The 20,390-nt window shown below is 59.9% G+C and carries 22 protein-coding genes; 14 read left to right on the forward strand and 8 right to left on the reverse strand.

Going from position 1 to position 20,390, the window contains the following annotated elements; genetic code table 11:
- The first annotated feature begins 56 nt into the window (after nucleotides 1-56).
- From CKW35_RS17980 to CKW35_RS18000, 5 genes are all read left to right on the forward strand, one after another.
- On the forward strand, nucleotides 57-1,049 hold the full coding sequence (locus CKW35_RS17980) for a hypothetical protein (protein WP_095116512.1): 993 nt from the start codon (nucleotides 57-59) through the stop codon (nucleotides 1,047-1,049).
- A 12-nt stretch (nucleotides 1,050-1,061) separates the two neighbouring features.
- Nucleotides 1,062-1,844, forward strand: coding sequence for a hypothetical protein (locus CKW35_RS17985; protein WP_016489289.1), 783 nt, complete (start codon nucleotides 1,062-1,064; stop codon nucleotides 1,842-1,844).
- Between the two features lie 249 nt (nucleotides 1,845-2,093).
- Complete coding sequence (locus CKW35_RS17990) at nucleotides 2,094-2,936, forward strand: hypothetical protein (RefSeq protein ID WP_016489288.1); 843 nt, start codon at nucleotides 2,094-2,096, stop codon at nucleotides 2,934-2,936.
- A gap of 4 nt (nucleotides 2,937-2,940) precedes the next feature.
- Nucleotides 2,941-3,513 carry a hypothetical protein gene (locus tag CKW35_RS17995; RefSeq protein ID WP_232248900.1) on the forward strand — a complete coding sequence of 191 codons (573 nt, stop codon included), beginning with the start codon at nucleotides 2,941-2,943 and terminating at the stop codon, nucleotides 3,511-3,513.
- 36 nt (nucleotides 3,514-3,549) lie between these two features.
- Nucleotides 3,550-4,398 (forward strand): hypothetical protein, encoded by an 849-nt coding sequence (locus CKW35_RS18000; protein ID WP_016489286.1) that lies wholly within the window; start codon nucleotides 3,550-3,552, stop codon nucleotides 4,396-4,398.
- An 82-nt stretch (nucleotides 4,399-4,480) separates the two neighbouring features.
- Here CKW35_RS18000 and CKW35_RS18005 read toward each other — a convergent pair whose 3' ends face one another.
- Both CKW35_RS18005 and CKW35_RS18010 read right to left on the reverse strand, forming a co-directional pair.
- Entirely contained in the window at nucleotides 4,481-4,834 is a 354-nt protein-coding gene (locus CKW35_RS18005) for a hypothetical protein (RefSeq protein ID WP_023049287.1), read from the reverse strand.
- Nucleotides 4,835-4,845: 11 nt separating this feature from the next.
- Entirely contained in the window at nucleotides 4,846-5,391 is a 546-nt protein-coding gene (locus CKW35_RS18010) for a hypothetical protein (RefSeq protein WP_016489284.1), read from the reverse strand.
- A 961-nt stretch (nucleotides 5,392-6,352) separates the two neighbouring features.
- Between CKW35_RS18010 and CKW35_RS18015 the strand changes: the two genes are divergently transcribed.
- The 5 genes from CKW35_RS18015 to CKW35_RS18035 all read left to right on the forward strand — a co-directional run bounded on the left by CKW35_RS18015 (nucleotide 6,353) and on the right by CKW35_RS18035 (nucleotide 12,746).
- Nucleotides 6,353-9,283 (forward strand): DotA/TraY family protein, encoded by a 2,931-nt coding sequence (locus CKW35_RS18015; protein WP_095116514.1) that lies wholly within the window; start codon nucleotides 6,353-6,355, stop codon nucleotides 9,281-9,283.
- Nucleotides 9,284-9,447: 164 nt separating this feature from the next.
- Entirely contained in the window at nucleotides 9,448-9,825 is a 378-nt protein-coding gene (locus tag CKW35_RS18020) for a hypothetical protein (protein ID WP_016489282.1), read from the forward strand.
- Nucleotides 9,826-9,884: 59 nt separating this feature from the next.
- Nucleotides 9,885-10,337: a hypothetical protein gene (locus CKW35_RS18025; protein ID WP_016489281.1), complete on the forward strand. Its 453-nt coding sequence runs from the start codon at nucleotides 9,885-9,887 to the stop codon at nucleotides 10,335-10,337.
- Between the two features lie 58 nt (nucleotides 10,338-10,395).
- A complete protein-coding gene (locus CKW35_RS18030) occupies nucleotides 10,396-12,186 on the forward strand; it encodes a phospholipase effector Tle1 domain-containing protein (protein ID WP_016489280.1) in 1,791 nt (596 codons plus the stop codon).
- A 125-nt stretch (nucleotides 12,187-12,311) separates the two neighbouring features.
- Nucleotides 12,312-12,746 (forward strand): hypothetical protein, encoded by a 435-nt coding sequence (locus tag CKW35_RS18035; RefSeq protein WP_016489279.1) that lies wholly within the window; start codon nucleotides 12,312-12,314, stop codon nucleotides 12,744-12,746.
- Between the two features lie 31 nt (nucleotides 12,747-12,777).
- On the opposite strand, the gene CKW35_RS18040 is transcribed toward CKW35_RS18035, so the two are convergent.
- The gene (locus CKW35_RS18040) at nucleotides 12,778-14,031 is read right to left on the reverse strand and encodes a DUF6685 family protein (protein WP_095116516.1); all 1,254 of its coding nucleotides are present in this window, start codon (nucleotides 14,029-14,031) and stop codon (nucleotides 12,778-12,780) included.
- A 34-nt stretch (nucleotides 14,032-14,065) separates the two neighbouring features.
- Entirely contained in the window at nucleotides 14,066-14,599 is a 534-nt protein-coding gene (locus CKW35_RS18045) for a hypothetical protein (RefSeq protein WP_016489277.1), read from the reverse strand.
- Between the two features lie 306 nt (nucleotides 14,600-14,905).
- On the opposite strand from CKW35_RS18045, the gene CKW35_RS18050 reads away from it, so the two are divergent.
- The gene (locus tag CKW35_RS18050; protein ID WP_095116518.1) at nucleotides 14,906-15,397 is read left to right on the forward strand and encodes a hypothetical protein; all 492 of its coding nucleotides are present in this window, start codon (nucleotides 14,906-14,908) and stop codon (nucleotides 15,395-15,397) included.
- Entirely contained in the window at nucleotides 15,394-16,047 is a 654-nt protein-coding gene (locus CKW35_RS18055) for an OmpA family protein (RefSeq protein WP_016489275.1), read from the forward strand. Before CKW35_RS18050 ends, CKW35_RS18055 begins: the two co-directional genes overlap by 4 nt.
- A 22-nt stretch (nucleotides 16,048-16,069) precedes the next feature.
- Here the strand turns inward: CKW35_RS18055 and CKW35_RS18060 are convergent, their stop codons facing one another.
- Nucleotides 16,070-16,417, reverse strand: a complete 348-nt coding sequence (locus tag CKW35_RS18060; RefSeq protein ID WP_016489274.1) for a hypothetical protein — start codon at nucleotides 16,415-16,417, stop codon at nucleotides 16,070-16,072.
- A 113-nt stretch (nucleotides 16,418-16,530) separates the two neighbouring features.
- On the opposite strand from CKW35_RS18060, the gene CKW35_RS18065 reads away from it, so the two are divergent.
- Nucleotides 16,531-17,142: a hypothetical protein gene (locus CKW35_RS18065; RefSeq protein WP_016489273.1), complete on the forward strand. Its 612-nt coding sequence runs from the start codon at nucleotides 16,531-16,533 to the stop codon at nucleotides 17,140-17,142.
- Between the two features lie 102 nt (nucleotides 17,143-17,244).
- On the forward strand, nucleotides 17,245-18,003 hold the full coding sequence (locus CKW35_RS18070; RefSeq protein ID WP_016489272.1) for a hypothetical protein: 759 nt from the start codon (nucleotides 17,245-17,247) through the stop codon (nucleotides 18,001-18,003).
- 44 nt (nucleotides 18,004-18,047) lie between these two features.
- Here the strand turns inward: CKW35_RS18070 and CKW35_RS18075 are convergent, their stop codons facing one another.
- The 3 genes from CKW35_RS18075 to CKW35_RS18085 all read right to left on the reverse strand — a co-directional run bounded on the left by CKW35_RS18075 (nucleotide 18,048) and on the right by CKW35_RS18085 (nucleotide 20,371).
- Entirely contained in the window at nucleotides 18,048-18,479 is a 432-nt protein-coding gene (locus tag CKW35_RS18075) for a hypothetical protein (RefSeq protein WP_224372387.1), read from the reverse strand.
- Nucleotides 18,480-18,507: 28 nt separating this feature from the next.
- Nucleotides 18,508-18,933: a hypothetical protein gene (locus CKW35_RS18080; RefSeq protein ID WP_016489270.1), complete on the reverse strand. Its 426-nt coding sequence runs from the start codon at nucleotides 18,931-18,933 to the stop codon at nucleotides 18,508-18,510.
- 88 nt (nucleotides 18,934-19,021) lie between these two features.
- The gene (locus tag CKW35_RS18085) at nucleotides 19,022-20,371 is read right to left on the reverse strand and encodes a hypothetical protein (protein ID WP_016489269.1); all 1,350 of its coding nucleotides are present in this window, start codon (nucleotides 20,369-20,371) and stop codon (nucleotides 19,022-19,024) included.
- Nucleotides 20,372-20,390 lie beyond the last annotated feature (19 nt).

Genomic DNA, 20,390 nt, shown 5'->3' on the forward strand with positions numbered 1-20,390 from the left:
TTCTGCTTTTTTGTTAGAATGCGGTCGTATTGGATTATTAATAAGGACGTTGAGCCATGAAGGGTGTGTTTGCAAGACCTGTTGCCGTGCTTGCGGTGCTTGCGGCGGGGGTTTCAGTCGCCCATGCCGCCCCGGCTCAAACGGCGGACCTCTCTGCTTTCATCACCGCTCAAGCCGTTGCGCCGGCCACTCAGGCACAGCAGGAACTCGATGACCTGACCGCGCAACGGGTATCGCGCTATGGCCGCATCGTCAACGCCCGCCCGGTGGGCTTGGGCGGGTTGACTGCCTGGACGGTGGAAAAAAACGGCCATCAGGTGGTGTTGTTCAGCACCCCGGATTCTGCGGTGCTGTTCACCGGTGTGGCCTGGAATGCCGAATCGGGCGCCAACATCTCCGACGCCTTCCTGCCGGGCGCTGCGCAGGTCGCCAACCCTGCGCCTGCTCCTGCTCCTGCTCCTGCTCCTGCTCCTGCAGCCGTTGCTGTTGCACCTGCCGCGCCGATGATGTCGCCGGTTGTCGCACCGAACGTGCGTGAGGCCGCAGCGATGGATGGCAGTTTCAAAGGGGCTGTACCGGAGTCGATGAAGACGGTCGACTCCCTTGCCGGGGTGAAGGAAGGCAAGGGCGGTATTGGCGATACCGTCTACATCATCATCGACCCCCGCTGCCCATACTGCCGGGAGGCGTACAACCTGACACGGGCGTATGCGGCAAAGGGCCACTCGATCAAGTGGATCCCCTCAGCAGCGCTGGGCAACCCGGAAGATGGCGTGCCGCTTGCGGCCACTATCCTGCAGGCCAAGGACCAGAAAACGCTGGCGCGAGTGCTGGGCAAGCACGAGCAGATCCGCTCTGAGCCATCGCCGGAAACGGTCGAACAGTTGAGCACCAACCTGGCGTTCCTGTTTGCCGCGTTCGAAAACAACGGCAAGGAACAGGCGGGTGTCCCGGCTGCGTTCTTCATCGACCACCGCACAGGGAAGCCAAGGATGATGACGGGCCTTTCACAGGCCGTCGTACTTGAAGACATCTTTGGGAAACTTTAAGGAGCAACGTACATGAAATCCAAAGCGCCGAACTTCGAGTTCGATCCCGGCATCCGCATCTTCGGCTCGGGCGAGCACTTGCTGGTGGTGTTCGACAGCCAGAGCCCCCATGACGTGCTGCGGGCGCCCCGGACCGTGCGTATTCCCAAGGGGTTTCAGCAGTTGTCCCTGTTGGTTGCCGGTTTTGATACGGCTGAAGACGATGGTCATCAGCGCTTGCTGAAGGGCAGCGTCAGCCTGGCAATCGAGGATGCCACTGGCGCGCTGTCCAACCACGAGCTGGCCGCCCTGCAGCTGGTATTCCATGCCGAGGCAGATCGCAAGGGCGCGCTGACCCACATTGATCCGGCCCTGGTTGCCTACACCGTTCGCCAGGCCCTTGCGCAATGCTTGAACGAGGCCCTGAACGACTACTTCCAGCGCGATGAAGCTCAAAGGGTGGGTGGGCAGCTGCAGCCGGCGGCATTTAATGCTTCGCTTCCCGTGGCTGCGCCGCAACCGTCACGCAAGGCCCTGCGCGAACAGGCCGCCGATGATGCAGCTCGCCAGGCCCGATCGCGCCGGCGCAAGACTGCATTGGCCTGGGTTGTTCCGCCATTGGTAGTGGTTGCGGTAATGGCCACCATGTCTCATCTTGCTTCCTCCCCGTCGCCGATTGAAAATGCTGTCGCGCAGCAGATGGCGAATGACCCTGAGTCAATCAAGGCGCAGGTGGAGCTTACCAAGCAGACGCTTCAGTCCATGGGCCTTGACCCAGGTCAAGGCGGCGATCTCGGGTGCCTGGCACCGCAATGATTGCCGTTGCTTCCATCTTGAGGGATGGGTTATGCCTTTCGCTGGTTTGCGGGCGTGTGAAATGGCGTAATGCCTTTTCGCTTTGCCCGATTGTTGCCAAGCGGTGCCGAAGGTGGTTCTTTTCCAGGATTGGAGATTAAGAGCAGGCAAGGGCCGCGAAGCCTTCCGTGCTGTTCTGCTTGAGCAGGGTGTTGCTCTCCCTGCAGGCACTTTAAGACTATTTTGGATTGGAAAACCTTAGGTACGTATATGCGACCAGCGAATGAAGTGAAAGACGGGACCAAGTTGTTGTCGCTTGCCCAAGGCTTGCGGTCCCTGCTGGTCCCCTCGCCGGATGTACTGGCAGACACCGTCAAAGAGTTGCACCCGCTGGTCAACCTGTCCGACAAGGTGCTGCCGCTGAAATCGTATTTCAACATGGTCCAGGACATTCAGCGGACCAAGCACACCCATGCCGCCATGCGCGCAGCTGGCGAACCCCTGAGCCGCGAAGCCATTCAGCAAGGCGTGTCGCGCAAGCTCTGCACTGAAGACATTTTCATGGTTGCCTGCTCGTTCCTGGAAGTGGAAATAGCCAAGCAGGGCTCGGTCTACTACCTCAGTGGCGAGTCGCCCGATTTCAAGGAAACCAAGAAGAACCGAAACCCGCTGGACCTGTCCGATGAAGTCGTGCTGAAAAACCTTTCCAGCGGGCTGGCCCGGCCGGACACCGACCGCGGTGCCGTTGAGCGAGGTCAGATCGACAGTGGCTTCAATCACCTGGTGCGGCTCAACCAGTTGCACAACCTGATGCTGGAGTCGGTGCGGCTGATGAAGGCGGACGAGCGCCTGACCAAGGTCGATATCCGCAAGAAGTTCAACATTTCGCATACCGATTATGAGCGCATGATGTCGATGGCGCGCCGTTCTGGGCTGATCTCGTTCCGTAACCGGAAAAAAGATCCGTCCAATGCCTACACCTTGCGCAACGACAATCATGAGCGGGTGTCGGAACATGCCAAGAACTTTGGCCATACGCCGCAAAAGATGTTGAACAAGATTCTTGATGATTTCTTCGGGATGCTGGAAAAGCGCAAAAAGCACGAGGACTGATTTGATGGGAACCCAAGGCCATAAGGATGTCGGGCCGGCTATAAGCGCAGATGAGCGAGCCCGGATAGCGCGGGCCGCCAGGCAGGTGGTGGCGTACGCCAACTTTCTGCGCTGGACGGCGAACTTCAAACGGGACGAAGTGCTGCGCCATCCTGAACACGACCGCGTGATGTTGCTCTCGCCCATGCAAAGTGGGCGATTCAGCTTTGCGCTGGAAGGGGACACCCTGTATGTGGGTGTGCAGCCCTTCGAGGCCGCCTGGGCCGGGTGCATGCCTTTCGAGGCTGCCTACGTATCCGACCGGCTGTATTTGTCGGTTGAGAGCGTCAACTTCATGGACACTCGCATGCCGCCGCTGGCGCTTGGCATTTTTGTCGACGAACAGGGCAAGCGGGAACTCATGGCTCAAGCCAGGTTCGTCCAGTTCGTGCGGGTGAGTGTGCATGAAGGCTATGTGGCTGAGGTCGGCGAGCCTTGTGGCGAGGCTTTTGCGATGCGGCCGGGCGATGTGGTGGGTCAGCTGCGCGAGACGCGAAAGGTGAAGGCACAGCAGCAAGACATGGGGCGGTTCTTCTGACGCGCTCAAGCAGATTTTTCAAGTAAGGACACGAGCATGACCAAGTGCAAACTCATCCTGCCCCTGCTGGCCGCTGCGGCGATGGCGGGTTGTGTAACCACCGAGCAGATGCCGGACGGGACCACCAAGATTCGTTTTTCGGACGAGGCTGTCAGTTCGCTCACCTCGATGATGCCTGGCAGCCTCGTTACCGGGATTGCAGGTGGCGCAGGTGGGGGAGGGATCAACCTTGTTCCGACAACAAGCCCGCTTGGCACGGGCGAGCAACTGTATCTCAACGGGCAGTTTGAGCTGGAGTGTGCTTCTGCCCTGCTCTACAGCGCAAAGTCTGGGCGCCCCATGGACGCGCAGATCAGCAACAAGTGCCGCTCCAGCTACTTCTTGCGCCAGGAGCAGCTGAGGATGGCGGGCAAGCCCTATGATCGGGGGGCGCCAGCTTATGATCCTTCGAACCCGCCCAATGAGTACTGGGCCAAAGTGGTGGGCCGCACTGTCAGCCAGTTGGCGGCTGCTGACAAGTTCACCGCGCGGTTTGCCGGATACCCGCGTATCGAGAGCAGCGGCGGCATCACCATTGCCGTGCGCTTGCTGGGAGAGTCCCAGGGCGCCCACGTAGCGCTGGCGACCACGCCGGCACGTACGCCGGTTGTTCTGGATGATGCGCAGTTCGAACTGGGTATGCGCCAGCGTGCCTCTCAGGTCAGCAGCCAGGTGGTGGATGCGATAGCGTGCGATGCGGTGCTTGCCTACAGCAAGACAGTAGACAAAGGCCCCAGGCCATCACGTGTTTCTGCAAGCGCCTACACGCGGTATGAAGTGTTGTTCACGGTTGCATCCATGGGTTGCAAAGACAGCACTCGTCAGTTCAAGACCGCTTCGCGATAACCTGTGATGGGCCGACCTCACAGTCGGAAGCAGGCACAAAAAACCGGACGCAGGTCCGGTTTTTTTGTGCCTGCTTGTCAGGCTAGGGCTCTGCGTTCCAGGTGTCGTCCGCAGCTGCCGCTGACTCATCGATCCCCGTCCGTTGCGTATCGGCAGCATTCAGCCACTCCTGGCTGACGTCCGCCTGCTGAGCCACGCGTTCGTGGGCAAATTCACGAAGCAGGATGGAGTCCTCGATCGACGTCATGAGCGCCGGGGATGCCTGGCCATAATCGCCGAGCAGCGTCCGTGTGGCTTCAGGTGGCAGCTGGCTGATTGCGTTGCGCAGCTCACGGCCGTAGTCGGCCAGTACGGGCTGCTTGGCAATGACAGTCTCCGCCGCCTGGGAAGGGAACACGGAGGCGGTGAAGCTCTGAAATTCCTGCGGGGTCGGCATGGCTTGAATCCTTACATGCTGTAGTCGTTACTGCTTTCGCTGCGTGGTAGCGATGGGTTGGCGTAGCGGGCGAACGTCTTGTCCAGGTCGGCAGCCAGGTAGGCTTGTTCGCTTTCACGCACCATCCGCTTCATGCTGTCGGCGTCGGAGGAGGCCGCGATTACCTGATCGCGCACGGAGGCTAGCAAACCTTCCCTGTCTGCCCGTGAGCCGGGGGTATTGTCGATTGCTTCGAGTGCATCGAGCAGCGACTGGCGCAGCTCGGACTCGGCGCCACTCCTCCCGGACGGGCTGGCCATTTCCAGGGTCACGCTGCTGATCACGGCACGATGGATGGCTGTGAATGCGCTGGCTTCGGCTTCTCTGCTTTGCATTATCCGCTCGGAGCGCAGGGTGTGGGGAGGCGTGTTGCGCAAATATTCAGACGCTTGATCGGCCAGTGTGTCGATCGTCTGGCGGACTTTCTGGCCGTCAGGGCCTTCCCGCAGGGCGGCTTGCGCTACGTTGCCAAGGCTGATTGCCGGGTTGCCTGAGGCCTCGATGGCCTTTTGTCGCATTAGCCCGGCGCCGATCACGAATCGGCTCGCATCGCGTATTGATAGCTGCATCTATGTCCGTCGTTTTTTCACGGGGCTTGAACGTGCCCGAGTCAGTCGGCATTCAGCAACATCTGCTTCCCTGTGCGGCTCGCCGTACCCAGGCGCATAGGCTGATGCGGGCGGTCGAATGAGTCTGCGCTGACGTGCTGTGCCAGTCCACCGCGAACCCTGCGGTTCGCTTGCTTGAGTGACCATAGCATTTTTACTGTTATTTTTCTTGTGCTTGAGTCGGATAAATAGGTTTTTTGGTTGAATCAGGTATCCCCTGGAGCAAGCGCTGGCTTGTGTCCTCAAAAGCCCTCATCAGGACGCTGACGAGCGGGAGGCCCACTAAAAACGGGCTGTTGTGGCCAATCATGCCGCCCCTTTCGTGTGCTGACCAGTAGGTGAAATGTCTATTTACACAACTTTACAAGCCTGTAAGCCGTTCAATTGAGAGCCTTCTGTACGTTTTTTGTGCAGAAAAGGCAGGTTGACGGGGCTCCCGCCGGCATCTGAATAACGTGCTAGCCCGAAGGTTCAAAAAACCTCATGTTTGGCCTAATTATGAAATTTCGCGCTCATATCTCTTTATTTAAGCCAAATTTTCGGCATTTTCACGAATTTACAGGTTGGTCGCTTTCCCCGTGGCGTTAAAAGCACGGCTTCATGATCAGTATTGATCCAGATTTTGTTAATTTTCTTTCGTAGCATTATTTTGATTTTTTTGTCATTTGTGGTTTAAGATTGCCGCGTTTTCCATATCTTCAGGATCATGCCTGCAGAGTAGTATCATGAGCTCAGGCTCAAAGCATCGGTGTAAGCCATCGCCTACCGGGTGCAGCGAGCTCAATTCAAGGACGACGGAGCATTCCAAGGGGAATTCGTCGCGAACGATTTAGATCAACCGTCCGCAACTCGATTCAGGTAGGTATTCTCAATGGCTCAGATGCCGTTTTCACCGTGCAGCGATGCAAACGCCTGCACCGACCAGTCAGTCGAGATGCTTGGCAGGATCTTTGGCCCGGTAATCGATGCCCTGGTCAAAGGCACCGACCCCAACGCTGTGCAGGCAAGCGCCAATATCCTCGCGACGATGTTCGGCTTCTTCAACAGCGGGATCCTCATCATCGGTTCGCTGATCGTTTCCTACGTTGCCGTAATGGGTGTCACCAACACGGCCAACGACGGGGAGGCGATGGGCAAGAACTGGTCCTCGCTGTGGACGCCGGTACGGATCGTGGCGGGCGGCGCAGTGTTGCTGCCCACAACAAGCGGCTTCTCTTTCATACAGCTCATTGTGTTGATGTTTTCCCTGTGGGGCGTCGGCTTTGCCAATGGCACCTACAAAGCAGGCATGGCCATGGGCGTGCTGTCGCCGAACGGCATCGTCGAAGGGGTGAACTCACCTGGCAATTTCTACGGCTTGCGCGATTTCGCCCGCAGCTACCTGGCGGCGTCGTATTGTGCCAAGGCGGCCAACTCGATCTATGGCAACAACCCGGCATCCGGTGCGGTTCCCGAAGTAAGGGCGAACAACACGCAGGACAAGCTCAACACGGTAAATGGCCGCACGGAATACGTCTTCGAAATCAAGGACCGCAACGCCGATACAAACCTGGCCGGTGGGGCGGCTTTCTGTGGCACCGTTAAGGTGGCGGTGTATTCGGCACAGACCCAGACGGAGGCGATGGCCAGGGCTCTGGAATCGCTGCGGGTGAATGTGCAGGGCAAGAAGCGCGAAGCGGCCATGGGCATGATGACCCAGCTGGACACCTGGGTGAGAAGCTGGCCTGCGACGATCAACGACGCTGGCTGGGATGCGGTCGACTCGGACCAGTTCAATACCATCGTGAACGCGGCGGAGCAGAAGGTGGCCACGCAACTGTTCGCCCAGGTTAGCAGTGATCAGGGCGATGTCGACAATGGCCTCAAGGACTTCCTCAGCACGCTGACCGATGATGGCTGGTCGGCGGCTGGCGGATGGTTCCAGCGCGTGGGTATGGTCCGAGGCCAGATTGCCGGGGTGCTGTCCGAGCCGGTCGGTTCGGTCAGTGCGCCTTCTCTCGGTGCACTGCCTGCCGATGCCCGGGCCTCTCTGCTGACGCACAGCGTGACCACGGTCACCGAGGCAATCGACAAGAAGTCAGAAGAGAAGCCAGGGTACAAGCAATCGACCACGGCCAAGCCTGAGGATATTGCCAGCCTCATTCCCAAGGACCCCAACAGCGATATCAACGTCGGGTCCTTGAAAGCTGACATGGACTCCAAGATGTCTTCGTACGTCAACAGTGTCATGTTGAACGTGGTGGAGATTGCCACGGGTGCGGGCAGCAACGGGCAGACACCCCTGTGCGGAACGGCCGGGCAGATGGGGGGCTCGCTCAATCGCATGAAGTGTGTGGGCGATTACCTGACCGTTGCGCGTGCCGGCATTCTTGTGGCCGATGTAGCCATCAAGACTGCCGGGACAGCGATTCGGGTGATTGCCGGCGCGCTTTCCTCGGTCAAGGGCTTGGGCAACGGCCTTGATCTGGACAAGGTTGTGACCCCGCTCTGGGACTGGGTAATGACCGTGCCGGTCAAGCAGCTCGCCCTGATGGCCTCGTACATCGAGCCTCTGGCGTTCTACTTTGCGGTCTTTCTTCCAAGCCTGCCGTACACGCTGTTCATGATCGTCTTTGTTGGCTGGGTGCTGGCCGTGCTGCAGTCGATCATTGCTGCGCCGCTGTGGGCGGTCATGCACATGACACCGGATCGAACGTTCGTAGGCTCCCAGACCCAGGGTTACCTGCTTCTGCTTTCGCTGTTCGCCCGCCCTGCGCTGGCTGTTCTGGGGCTGTTTGCCGCGGTGCTGGTGTCAGACCCGGTGATCGACTATATCGCCCAGGGCTTTTTTGCCATGCGGGGGGCTGTGGTGTCTTCTTCAGGTGGTGTAGGTGCCATCTCCGAGTTCCTGACCTTTGCCTGGTGGTTCATGGTGTTCGGGCTGACGTTGTTGCCTGTGTTGTACATGATCTTCGGCTTGCCGCAGACATTGCCTGACCAGGTATTGCGCTGGATCGGTGCAGGCATTGGCGACCTGGGTGAGACCAATGCTGTCGGCCAGATGCGGGGCGGTATGGCTTCTGTAGGCGCAGGCATTCAGGGTTCGGGTTCTGGCATGCGCCTCGGTAATGACAAAGGCAAGCTGCCGCCGCCCGATGGCTCTTCGCCTGGCGGCGGGCCCAGAGGTGGCGGGCCTCGAGGCGGGGCGGGTGGCGCAACACCTCTGCTTAATGCCAACGGCCAGGGCGCCGGTGGGGCAGCTGCCCGGGATTCAGGCGCACAGGCTTCGGCCGAGTCGGGTGACACCCGAAGCCTTGGCGAAAAGCGCTCCGAGGCTGCTGGTGTCGCGCTGGGGCGGGCAATCACGGGCGGCACTGCTGCAACTGCCAGGTCGCTGCGCAGCGCGGGGAGCGCCGCGCTATCGGCAGGGCGTTCGGGGGTGGAATCCTTCCAAAGCTCGGGCTCTGGTTCGATGGGCGGGCGGCTGCGTGACGGCGTCAGGGCCGGCGCGCTGACTGCCGGTGCGGGCCTGGCTTCCACGGCCAGCGCTGCTGGGGCTGACTATAAGCAAGCCTTCTCGACTGCCAAGGCAGAAGGCAAGGCGGCGTACCACGAAGGTGCGCCTGCCCGGGTTCAGGCATTCAAGGACTCGCTCAAGGGTGGTTCGGCACCGGCCGGGAGTGATGCGGGCCAGGATCAGGCCGCTTCGGCTGATGCTGCTCCTGAAACTACCGGCTCCCGGGGGCAGCATTTCAATGACGCTGGGCTTCCTGCCGGGGCTGGTTCGGCTAACGCCAAAGACGACGATGAAGAGGGTCGATGAGCGGCAAAGTGCCGCTCTTGTTTTGGCATTTCGTGGGTGCAATGACGGTCCGTCAGCTGCCTGCGGGGGTGGGAATTTTTCAAACCTTCGGTTGTCTTGGACGATGACGCGCAATCGTGTGCGCACCTTGATACGCGACTCGGATCGCTTGGCGGAGACATCGCATGGATGAGAATCAACTGGAAGACCAGCTTCGACGGCTTCTTACCGGGTTGGCTGACCAGGCCATCGTGCGCGGTGAGCAGTTCATCTATGACGGCGGGGAACTGTACGCTGATGATGTAGCGGACATCGGGCTGGTCTCGGTGCTGTGCATTGCGCAGGCGTTGTCCGAGCGGGCCGGGTTGGGTGGGTTTGGTTATGAATTCCAGTTGGCTGCACCGGCCAATCCGGTGTTCCCTATTCACGCCACTGCGCCGGAGGTGCTGCCCGACTTTTTCAGGGTGGCGCCTTTTGTGTCGGCGGTTTTTCACAGTGAAGTGCTGAATGCCAGGCAGGACCTGACGCTGCTCTACCATGCGGCCGTGCTGCGATTGCAGTAAGTATCCGGAACGTGAAACAAGGCTGGCCGATTTTCTACCTGTAGCCCAAGGAAGTTTTTATGCACGACGAAGACAGTTCAAATGAAGGGAGTGGCCCAGCCGTTGAGCTGCCGCCTGGTGTGTTTCCGCCGATGGCGGGTTACACCATTGGAGATCTTCTGGCGGTAGCCAATGCCCCGTTCGAGGCATTGCTGGAAAGTCGCGATATCGACCCTGGGCTGATTCGTGAAACGGTTATTGCGCTGGCCCAGCACTTGTACGCGGCATTCGAAAGAGAGGACGCCCAGTACCAGATTGCCACGTGGTATCAAAAGCCATATGACCAGCCTGGAAAGCGCCAGCGCAGTATCGAGATCATCGCCGAGCAATTCGGCGTCATCACGCTGAAGGCAACGGCCGAATCATTGAAGGGATCACCGTTGCTCGGCCTGGGCAAACCGTTCTATCTGAGCCTTGTCGAGGCAGCCGGGCAGGCCATAAAGGCGCATATTCTGAAGTTGAATCAGGGCTGATGCGGCAGTTTGTTCATAGGGATATGAAGTGACTAATACAATTTATTTTAGTGTCTACATGGATGGCACCGATAACAACAAGGACAGGGACACGCCTCTCGGTAGCCATACCAATGTGGCCAGGCTTTATGAATACGACACCGCGCACGGCACCAACCTTTCCCTCAACTCCGGCGCTGCGCCCCGCAAGTATGGCCCTGGCGGCCTTACCGGCCAGTCGGAGAAAATTTACCTTGATGGGGTGGGGAGCCAGAAGGGTAATGCGCCTATCGCCTTGATCGAGCGGGGCACAGGGCGCGGCAGCCAGAACCGGATCGAGCAGGCTTATGATGCCTTCGTCACGTTCTGCAACAAGAACCCTGATCTGAATATTGAATTGAATGTGATCGGCTTCAGTCGCGGGGCGGCGCAGGCCCGTGCTTTTACCAACGAGGTGATCGACCGTGGTGTGCCCCGACTCGACAGCCAGTGGAAAGCCACCGACGATTACCTGATCCCGCCTGGTGAGGCGCAAATCAACAAGCTTGCCATTTTTGACACGGTTGCCTCCTACGGTATTCCCATTACTGAAAGCCACGTCAGGAAAAACCTGGAGATTAGTAACAACGTCAAGTCCACCACGCATTTGGTGGCCATGCATGAATACCGTGCGACATTTCCCTTGACCAGCGCGCTGCGCAATGACGACAACTCGCGCATCGAAGAGGTCAAGTTTGCAGGGGCCCATTCGCAGGTTGGGGGTGGCTACCGTAATGACTTGCTGGCAGCTGGCCCGCTTGCATTCATGTATGACCGCTTGAAGTCAGCAGGCGTGGAACTGGTGAATTTTCCGGCCAAAGAGCTTGAGCGTATCGAGCAATATAATGCGTTGATCAAACAGCCCGAGCGGTTGCAGGAGGCTTTGATTGACTCCCGGTTGCTCAAGGGTAATGAAGCGTTCAAGCGGGAAGCGGATGGGTCTTACACCCGCATCAATAACCGGCCGTTTCCTGCTGAGAGCGGCACATTGAATTTTATTGGGTGGGAAAGCACGTCCGGGTTTATGGCATGGCAACGAAAACCCTTCGACCATCCAGTGAGCGGTCGTAAAGTCATTTTCGAAAATGACCGCTCGCTCGCTGCACCTCTCATCCAGCAAATAGGCAGGCATGTGGGGCAGACGCTGGCTGGGTGGAACGGCAAGGTCAGCAACGATTCAGCCGTGCCGGATAACCCTTCAGAAAACATGGCTGGTGCCATGGAGCTGATCGATGACGACTTCGATGCCAATGCCGCCGAGCCGCGCAAGCAATTGGCAGAGCTCTCGTCATTGCTCGCGGGCTCAAAGCCGGAGGCCGAACATATCCAGCGCCTGGCCCTGAAGGAAGTGCCTCTTCCCGGCGCGAGCGTGTCGGCGAAGTACGCAGTGCTTCGGGTCGATCCCGAAGGTTCTTCTGCCTTTGCTGACCTGGGCTTTGGCTACGAGGCCGCCCGCATTGTTGCCGATGCCGGTGAGTTGACCCGCAATCGAGGGCCGCTGAGTATCAATGACCCGATCGCGCTCCACGATACCAATGGCAATAGGGTGGGCAGCCTGGAGGCTGTGCGTGAGGCGCCGGCATTTGCGGGAGAGCGCGGCATCCTGATCGCAATAGACATGCAGCATGTGGCGCCAGGTGCACAGGCGGGGGTCATTCGCGAGGGCCTCACTCAGGTTGCGCAATGGATCGCTGAACGGCCGGAAGGCAGCTTGAAAGACGAATACGAAATTGCCGGGGCGGATGGCAGGCCACGGGTTCGTGCCATGGTTGACTGCCCTGTTGTGCCCGAGCAGCAGCGAACCGTTGCCTGGGAGGCCCCAGCGCCCTGAGTGAGCCAATGCTGTTACACATACGGGCGATGGCACACACTGCAGTAACGCTTTTTGCAACCTGCTTGCTTAGAATGCACCTGTTGCCGGCGATGGTCGGCCAGTCAATCGGTAAGGGTTAGAACATGAAAATCCACAAATACCAGCCAGGCAGCTTCATCGAGGTCGATGACATGGCGGGTGGTCGCCGTGTGGGCATGGTCTGCAAGGACGGCGTGACATTTTGGGATTTGCTCGATTCCGAGCGCTGCACGCCACTGACGATTCATCCTTCAATGAATCCGCAAGAGCTGGGCAACCTGGTGCAGTTCAGCCGGGACAAGGGGTTGGGTAAAGCGACCCAGGCACTGGTCGGCCACATGCAGGCGGCGGATGACCAGCGCCTGAGCGGCGACCCGCTTTTCGTCATGCGTGCGCTGTGGTTCGTGGCCAAGAAGGCGAGCGGTGAGGACTATGTTCCTGATGCCGGAACACTGCGATGGGCCTGCGAGCAGGCCCAGGCGCAGACGCAATCGGCGGAGCGTGTCCACCAGCTGGCAGACCAGTACTGCTCCGCTTAGCCCGGAATGAAACTGCCCCTGCAGGGGCCGATCAGTCTGGGCTCGGTGCTTGCGGAGTTGCCTGCTTGGCCATCTGGTGCTCATGCAGGGCGGCATAGCCGTCCACCGTGGCGCGCAGGGTGTTCAAGGCCTGGCTGGAGATGGCGCCTGGGCTGTGCCGGGCCAGCGCATCGTAAACGCTGTGGGCATCTAGTCGGTGCACGCCAAAGGCTTCATCCATTGTCGCTTGCTCGACGCTTTGCCAATTCACCGCGGTCGGCCACTCGTCACGAAGGCTGGCTGCTGCGTGCTTGCCGAACAAGTGCGCCGCGCCGGCCTTTGCTTCCAGTTCGGGCAGGGCTTGTATGCGGCTGCGTATTTCATCCTGGCGGGCGCGACGCTCGACTGTGGCGTCGGGAGAGGCCAGCGCCATCAGTAGTTCGCCCACATTGGTAAAGCCTTCACTCTCGAAGATCTCTGCGACCTTGCGTGAGCGTGCTTCATCTCTGGGCAGGAAGATGGCTACGCCATTGTCATAAGGCTGCGGCAGGTCGCCCCAGTAGTGGGTGGCCTTGAAGTCGCGCATGGCATCGAGACCTTCAGCAAAGAATACGTCCTTGGTGACGGCGTAGATGGCGTAGTCATCGTTCAGCTGGGCAGCGGCTTCGGCATCGAGGCCGTTACGGACGAGGCGGCCTTGCAGCGTAACCGTTTGCTGCAACTGCCTGGCGATATGCTGGGCGGCGACGAAATGATGCGAGCCACCGCTGTTGGCCAGGTACAGTCCGTCATCCCAGTCGTACTGGACCAGGAAGTCGCTGGTGCCATGAACAATGCCGATCTCGGGCCAGCGCAGGTTTTGCGCAAGCCCTTCCTGGCTCACATCCCGGATGAACGCCTGGCAGGCCTGTTCCGCCATCTGCTGCATGGAGTAGAAACGATACAGGTCGGACTTGGAGGCCGACAGGCCCGTCACGTCAGCTATGTCACAGGTGAAGTGGGCCGTGGTTTCGCTGCTGCCCAGTCGGGCGAGTGCCGGGATATGCCGGTGTTCGCTCTGGTAGTGGCCGTCGCTGGCGCGCCAGCCCCTGACCTCACCGTTCTTTTCGCTGCCTTGGCTGAAGCCGATATGGTTCGACCACTCATGCCAACGCACCACGCTCGAGGAGGCGATGACGGCGGCGGTGTCATCCACTCGCATTCGAATGTTCGGCGCCTGCGCGATGACCCGGCGCAGCCGGGCGGGGATGCCCAGGTCGTCCTTGACCGTTTCCAGAAACTTGGCAGCCAGTGTTCTGAAGCTCATGGCGTGACTCCATTCAACGCAGGGTGATTGGCACTTACTGGGTGACGCGCTGCACTGCGTCCGCTGCCTCGCGCGCTTTGCGTTTGAGGGTTTTCACCACCGTGCGTACATCGTACGAACAGCTGATGTAGGTATCGCTGCCGTCTGCATAAAGCCACAGGTCATGGTTGCCGACTTCTTTCTTGTAGTCGCCAACCTCGTCCTTGGGAATGTCGGCCAGCTTGGCGACCGTCTGGATGCTTTCGCCGCTGAATGCGCCGCCGTAGGCGTTGAAGTCGCCTTCGCCATTGGAACCAGGGTGCAGCGACAGCCGGGTGACGGGACGGCCGTACACGTCCAGCGGGTTTGGAACGGTGAATTCACCGTCGGACAGGTCCGATGCCTGGACGATGGCTTTACCGTTCGCGGCCTTGATCAAGGCTTCGAACTGCTCGGGCGATACATTGCGTTTGCAAGTGAGCGCCTGGGTCAGGCGGGCACTGGCTTCTGACGGGTCGATTTTTTCTGCGTAGGCCGAGGTGCAGGCGAGCGAAACCAAAAGCGGCAGGGCGAGTTGCAGGGGGTTCATGCGTCAGATCCTTCTGGATGACAAAATGCTATCAATTTTAGTTGTCAGAAAAATGTTTTTTGCATAGGGCGAGTGTGCGCTACGCCTTGCCCAGGGTCAAGCGATCAGCTGTTCATGAGCAGGATTCAAACCTTGACGGGGCAAGGCCTCAAATTCATACTCGCTATCCATATCAACATTTTTCTAACAGGCCATTTTGATAATTGACAGGACGTCGAGCAGTGGCTGACGCACTTCGCTGTCAGTTGTTGCGGCGTTTGCGCTGGGCCTTACCGTTCAGCTGGCCCTTACAAGGAGTTTCCTGGCATGTCCTACCCATTACCTCCACTTGCCGTGGAGTCGGGCCTGAGGGTGGTGGGCGATCGCCGCTCAGCCTTGTGGCTGTTGTCGGTGCCTTTGCTGGCGGCGCTTGTCGCTTTTGCCATCGCGGTCATTGCAACTCTGATGGGTGAAATGGCGCAAGGATCACCACGTTTCTACGCCGCCGCGCTGTCCTTTTCGACCTTGCTGCTAAGCGTGATGCTGCTGCCTGCGTACCTGTTGAGTCTGGGCTGGTACGCATGGTGGACGCGCGAAGGTGACCATCATCGTCTGCGCCTGGGCCTGTGGCTCGCGCCGCTGGTAGCGGTGTTGTTCGCATGGTTCCCGGCCACGCTGGTTCCTGGGCTGCAGCCGCTTGGCCAGGATGCTATCGACCCGCTGCGAACCTATTTGCTCGCAGGCATGCTCACCCTGTTGCTGGGCTATGCCTGGTCCGTCATCGTTTTCGTGATCCTGCGGTACTGGAGAGATGTATGAACACCGTGCTTGCCACCCCACGCAGCGTGCTGCCGCTTGTTCTGGCCGTCATGTCGGCGGTAATGGTGCCCAGGGCTTTCGCAGGGTTCGAACTGGTAGAAAGCCCCGCGGCGCCGGTCCCTTATGCCGCACCTTCTGCCCAGGGGCAGGACACGGCGCACATGCAGCAGACCATCAACGCCTTGAATGTCGAGATCCAGAGCCTGCGGGTTCGTCTGGCGGCTGCAGAGGCCGATGCCAATGCTAGCCGCCAGGAGCTGCTGGCAATTCGTGCGCGGCAGGACCACATCCAGTCCTCGATCAACCACATGACCCTGAATTTCGCCTTCGGCCACTCACGGTTCAGCCCCAGTGCCGATGATGGCGACGTCCTGGTGCGCTCCGCGCAAGACGCACTGCAGGTGAAGATCGTGGGTTTCACCGACGGTGTTGGCACGGTAGAGGCGAACCGCCGTGTGGCCTTGCTCAGGGCCCAGGCTGCGAAGATGTACCTGGTTCGCCGGGGGGTGGCAGCGTCGAAGATCAGTGCCGAAGGGCAAGTGGGCGATTACATTGCCCCGAACGACACTGCAGATGGCCGCGCCGCCAACCGCCGGGTTGAATTCGAGTTTTTCGGCCAGTATCAGGCAAGCACGCCCGTCAATCGTTAACGGCCAGGGCCATGCCGATAAGTCAGGCCTGCAGGCGCTGGTTGTCCAGGAACAACCGCGCCTCGGCGGCCGCGGCGATGGTGGCGTCGGCTGGCGCCTCCCAGGCTACCCCGTTGTAGCGCAAGCTGTAGCTTTCGCGGCAGGAGTGAAAGCCGATATGGGCCCAGTCAATGCTTTCACTGCCAGCCCATTCACCCAGAATCTCCGACCTTGCTGCGCCAGCCGCCCGGCGCTTTTCGATCTGCCCGACCACATCGGCGAACAGCCGCAGGTTTTCAAGGTCGATGCTGACCGAGGCAGGGCCAATGTTCAGCACGCCGCCGACATTGCCGGGCGCGGGTTGAAATGCACAGTGAAACTGATGGGTCATTGCTACATCCTTGAAGTTTGGGCTGCAAACATACAAAACACGAACGACTGCCGGTTGGACCTTTCAGCAGGTTGAAGTTCAGTCTAGCCGAGCCGGTGCGAGGGAGTTGGACCATGTATACGCTGTATGAACTCGAGGCTTTTGTGGCGCAGGCCATCAGTGGCGATATCTTTGCGCAGGCAGGGGGTGGCTTCGTCAGCGTTATGGCCAAAAGCTCGCCTGCCATCCAGAAGGACATTCCCGCGGCTTTCGAGATGTACACGCTGCTGGAGCATTACCTGAAATCACTGCCCGTTCGGCACGCGGCAATCGGCTATGGCGCAAAAATGCTCGACCTTGAGCCGGGCATCGTGGTTGATGACGACGGGCGCAAGGTGATCGCACTGTTGCCGATTCAGGCCAACCAATTGGCGCAAGTGGCCTTCTGGCTGGCCGATGCGTTGCCCAGCCAGGAGGTGAAGGCGATGCCCGGGACGCTTGCGTTGATGTTCAGCGTTGAAACCCATGAAGGCACGGAACACTTGCTGCCGGAATGGATGGCCGTATTTTATGTCCAAGGCGATGCAAGGCATTGTGTGCCGATTCTCGCGCTCAAGTCTGTGCTGGAGGACGAGCGTTTCGGGGGTGACTGGGTAGCGGTTGCCTTGCACCGGCTGACTGATTTTTCTTTGCCTCAGGCGGATGCCCAGCAGGCCGCCGGGGCTGAAGTACACACGACAAAGTAGCCCTGATCCGCCCCCTTTCGCGGGCAATGGGCTGACCGATTCACCCTGAAGCTGATGTCGGCAGCGCGTGTGCCGGCGATATGCAGATGCCTGGAGGCAGCAATGGACCATAACTGGGGGGCAGGGCGGCGCAGTGGCGGCCTGGATGGCGGGTATACCGGGTCGCTTGATCATGCAATCTCCAACCTTCATGTCGGCCGCAGCCAAGGCCGCAAGCAAGGCCTTGAGGAGGGCCACAAGGAGGGCTTTGAAGAGGGGTACTCGCAAGGCTGGTATGCCGGGGCGGCGCGTGCCAACGAAAAACTGGAGCCGCTGCGTGACTATGTTCGCCAATACTTCGACGAAGCCGTGCAACTGCGGGCCGAAGTAGAGCGCCAGCGTGAACTGATCAAGCTGATGCACGGGCAGATGCTGCAGTTTGCACAGGCCAGGCGCGCCGGGGCGCAGGAGGGCGGACCGGAAGCAGGGCTGGCCGAAGAGGTTGCCGCGCTCAAGAAAGCCAATCGGCTATTGCATGCAACCATCGATTCGATGGAAACGCAGTTCCAGTCCACGTTTGCGCAGTCCGGCCTGAAGACGCAGCAATACAATCGAACCCTGGTGTTCGCGCATGCGGCGCAGGCGCTTGTGGCTGAGCTGGTTGCCGATGGCACGCCTGAGGCTCAGCTGGTACGTGAGCGATTCGTGGAGCACTACCGGCAAGAAGTTGCGCATAGCCTGCGTGAAGGCGATATCCAGATAGCCCCGGAGCTCGATGAGGCGTTTCAGAAACAGCTGCCCGAAACGCATCGGTTCATCATCGACATGCTGCAATCGGTTGCACCCCGGCCAGAAGCGGGTGAACCTGACCCAATGCCGTAGGCGCCGGGCCAGGGCAGCTGCCTGTCGCAAGGGGTACCGAGGGGCTATTGAGCAGGCTGGTCGATTGCGGGTGGCGGCGCAGGCTGAGGCGCGTAGGGCGACTCGTGGCCTGGGTTGGCGGGGGCATCACCCGGCGTGCCCTGGCTGTCGATGGGTACGCATACCAACGCCGTGCGTACCTGCGCAGGGTATTGCTGCACTTCGTAGCCGTATGCCGGCGGCTGTCGCATTTCCGGGGCCTGGCAGGTGCCTTCGATCACGCCCTGGCGAGGGGTGGAGAAGTCACAGCTTTCGCCTTCGTAGCGATTGGCGCACGAACGGTAAGCGGCCACCGGCGTGACCTGCTTCGGCACAGGCACGTAGATGGTGGTGTTGCGCGGTAGCTCCTGCCACTGCTCCTCACGGGGCGCGGGGGCGTCCTGCGCCAGGGTGGCATTCGCCATGGCCAGCGCGCCGAGCGCCAGCACTATCGTCATGCTTGCTTTCACCGAGCCCCTCCAGCCGTCACATGCCGGGTTCATAATCCGAACCACTGCGGTTTCTGGGCGCAGGTTCGCTGTGGTCCAGGCCTGCGTCCACTTCCACGCCGCGCTCTTTCATCTCGCTGATCATGTATTCATAGCCGATCGTGAAGTGGGCCAGGTCGTAGCCAGGGTCGGCCTGCTTGATCTTCGAGGTCAACTGGACGATTTCCAGTTTCACCGGGTCCGGGGTTTCGTCGGTGTCCCAGTTGCCCGAGTTGTTTTCCAGGTTGTTCAAGTGGAAGGCCTGGCTGAAAGCCTTGCCATTCACCGTGATTTCCTTCGCCAGCTTCTCGTACAGGTTTTTGCCACCCAGGCCCTCTTCCAGGCTGGCGTCAACCACCCGCAAGAAGTCCAGATGGGCCTCTGGCGTGGCGGTGACTTCTTTCCAGTTGCTGTACTCTTTCATTCCGTTCTCCTTGCTTGGATGAATGCCTGCGCCCTCATGGCTCCCGTTCGGCATTGGCTGGGGGGTGAGCGTGTACGCGTGTCTGGCCTCAGGGAGTGAAACCGTTGTCTTGCGATGAGCCTGAAGGCTTGCCGCGGACCAGGCTGACGATGCCCTGCACCATTTCCTTCAGGCGCTCGAAAATGCGCTGCATGGCGTCTTGCAAACGCTCCAGGTGCGATTGCGATTCGCCTGCGAATGCGGGGGTGTTGCCTGCATTGTGGTGCATGCTCTCGCTGGAGTTTTCCAGCCGGTTCTTGAGCTTGTCGTAATGCGGGCTGCCTTCGGTCTCGGGGTTCAGCAGCTCTTCCTGGGCGCGGCCGTACTGCCTGGCCCAGCCGGTGAGTGCCTTGTCCATGGCCTTCTTGCTGGCCTGTGCGTCCGGTGACTGCCCTACGGCTTCGACGAATGCCTCGTGCAAGTCGGTGAATTCACCGTCGGGTTTCATCTTCTCGACCACTTCGGGCACGGTAAGGCCGGTTTGTACGGCGCGTGCTTCGATCTGTTCACGAACCTGGGGCAGTTCGCCCGCGTTCCAGAAAGCCTGATGAGCCTTCTCGTAATTGCTGGCGGCTTTCTCGACCTGATCCACCCGGTATTCGGACAGGCGGGGCAATACCTGCACCCGGCCAGCCAGCTCTTCAGCAAACGCAGACTCACCCGCAGCGGCAGGTTGTTCCTGCGTTGCCGGCTGCGCCGCAGCGGCCTCTTCAGGCTGCTTGCTCGTGCCTGCACGCAAGGTACTGGCCAGCGCGCTGGCACCCTTGCCCAGGCCTTGCATGGCTGCACCCGTCAGCGAAGCCACGCCACCCACGAGCTCGGCACTGCCATGCAGCAGCGTTTCGGCAGCGTTGCGCTCTCGCGCCTGCGGGTTGGGCGCGTCTGCAGCATTGGCGGTATCCGACTCGTGGAGGGTGGCGTTGATGCGTCGCACTTCTTCCGGGTCGAGCGAAGCGCCTTCGGGCTTCAATTCGCCGGCAACCTTCATGATGGCGTCAAACACGCTTGCGTCGAAGTCTGGGCTGCCTTGTGCCTGGCTGGCGTGTGGGGGTTGGCCAGCGCTCATCCCACCGGCTTCGACCTTGTAAGCCGGCAGTGCAGTTGCATCGATCGAGCGCGCTACCCAGGCGTCGCCCTGGTAGTCCATCAATACAGGTTCGCCGCGCTGCGCCGTTGTGTCGTGCATGGCCTGTTCAAGCCCTGCCCCCCACAGCGTCTGGCTGCCGTCGGGTGTTTCCAGGGTGACGTAGTAACTGCTCTGGTTTGTAGGGTCATGTTTGTAGGGCGCTGCGCCATGATGGACCAAGATGCCTGCATAACTCCGCCCTGGCTGGGCGGGTTGCCCGGCCGCAGAATCAGCGACGGCTTGATCAGGCTTGTCGAGTTCTTTGGGTTCCATCTGTGTTTACCTTTCGTGG

This window comes from Pseudomonas sp. Irchel 3F3, from assembly GCF_900187545.1.
GTDB lineage: Bacteria > Pseudomonadota > Gammaproteobacteria > Pseudomonadales > Pseudomonadaceae > Aquipseudomonas > Aquipseudomonas fortuita.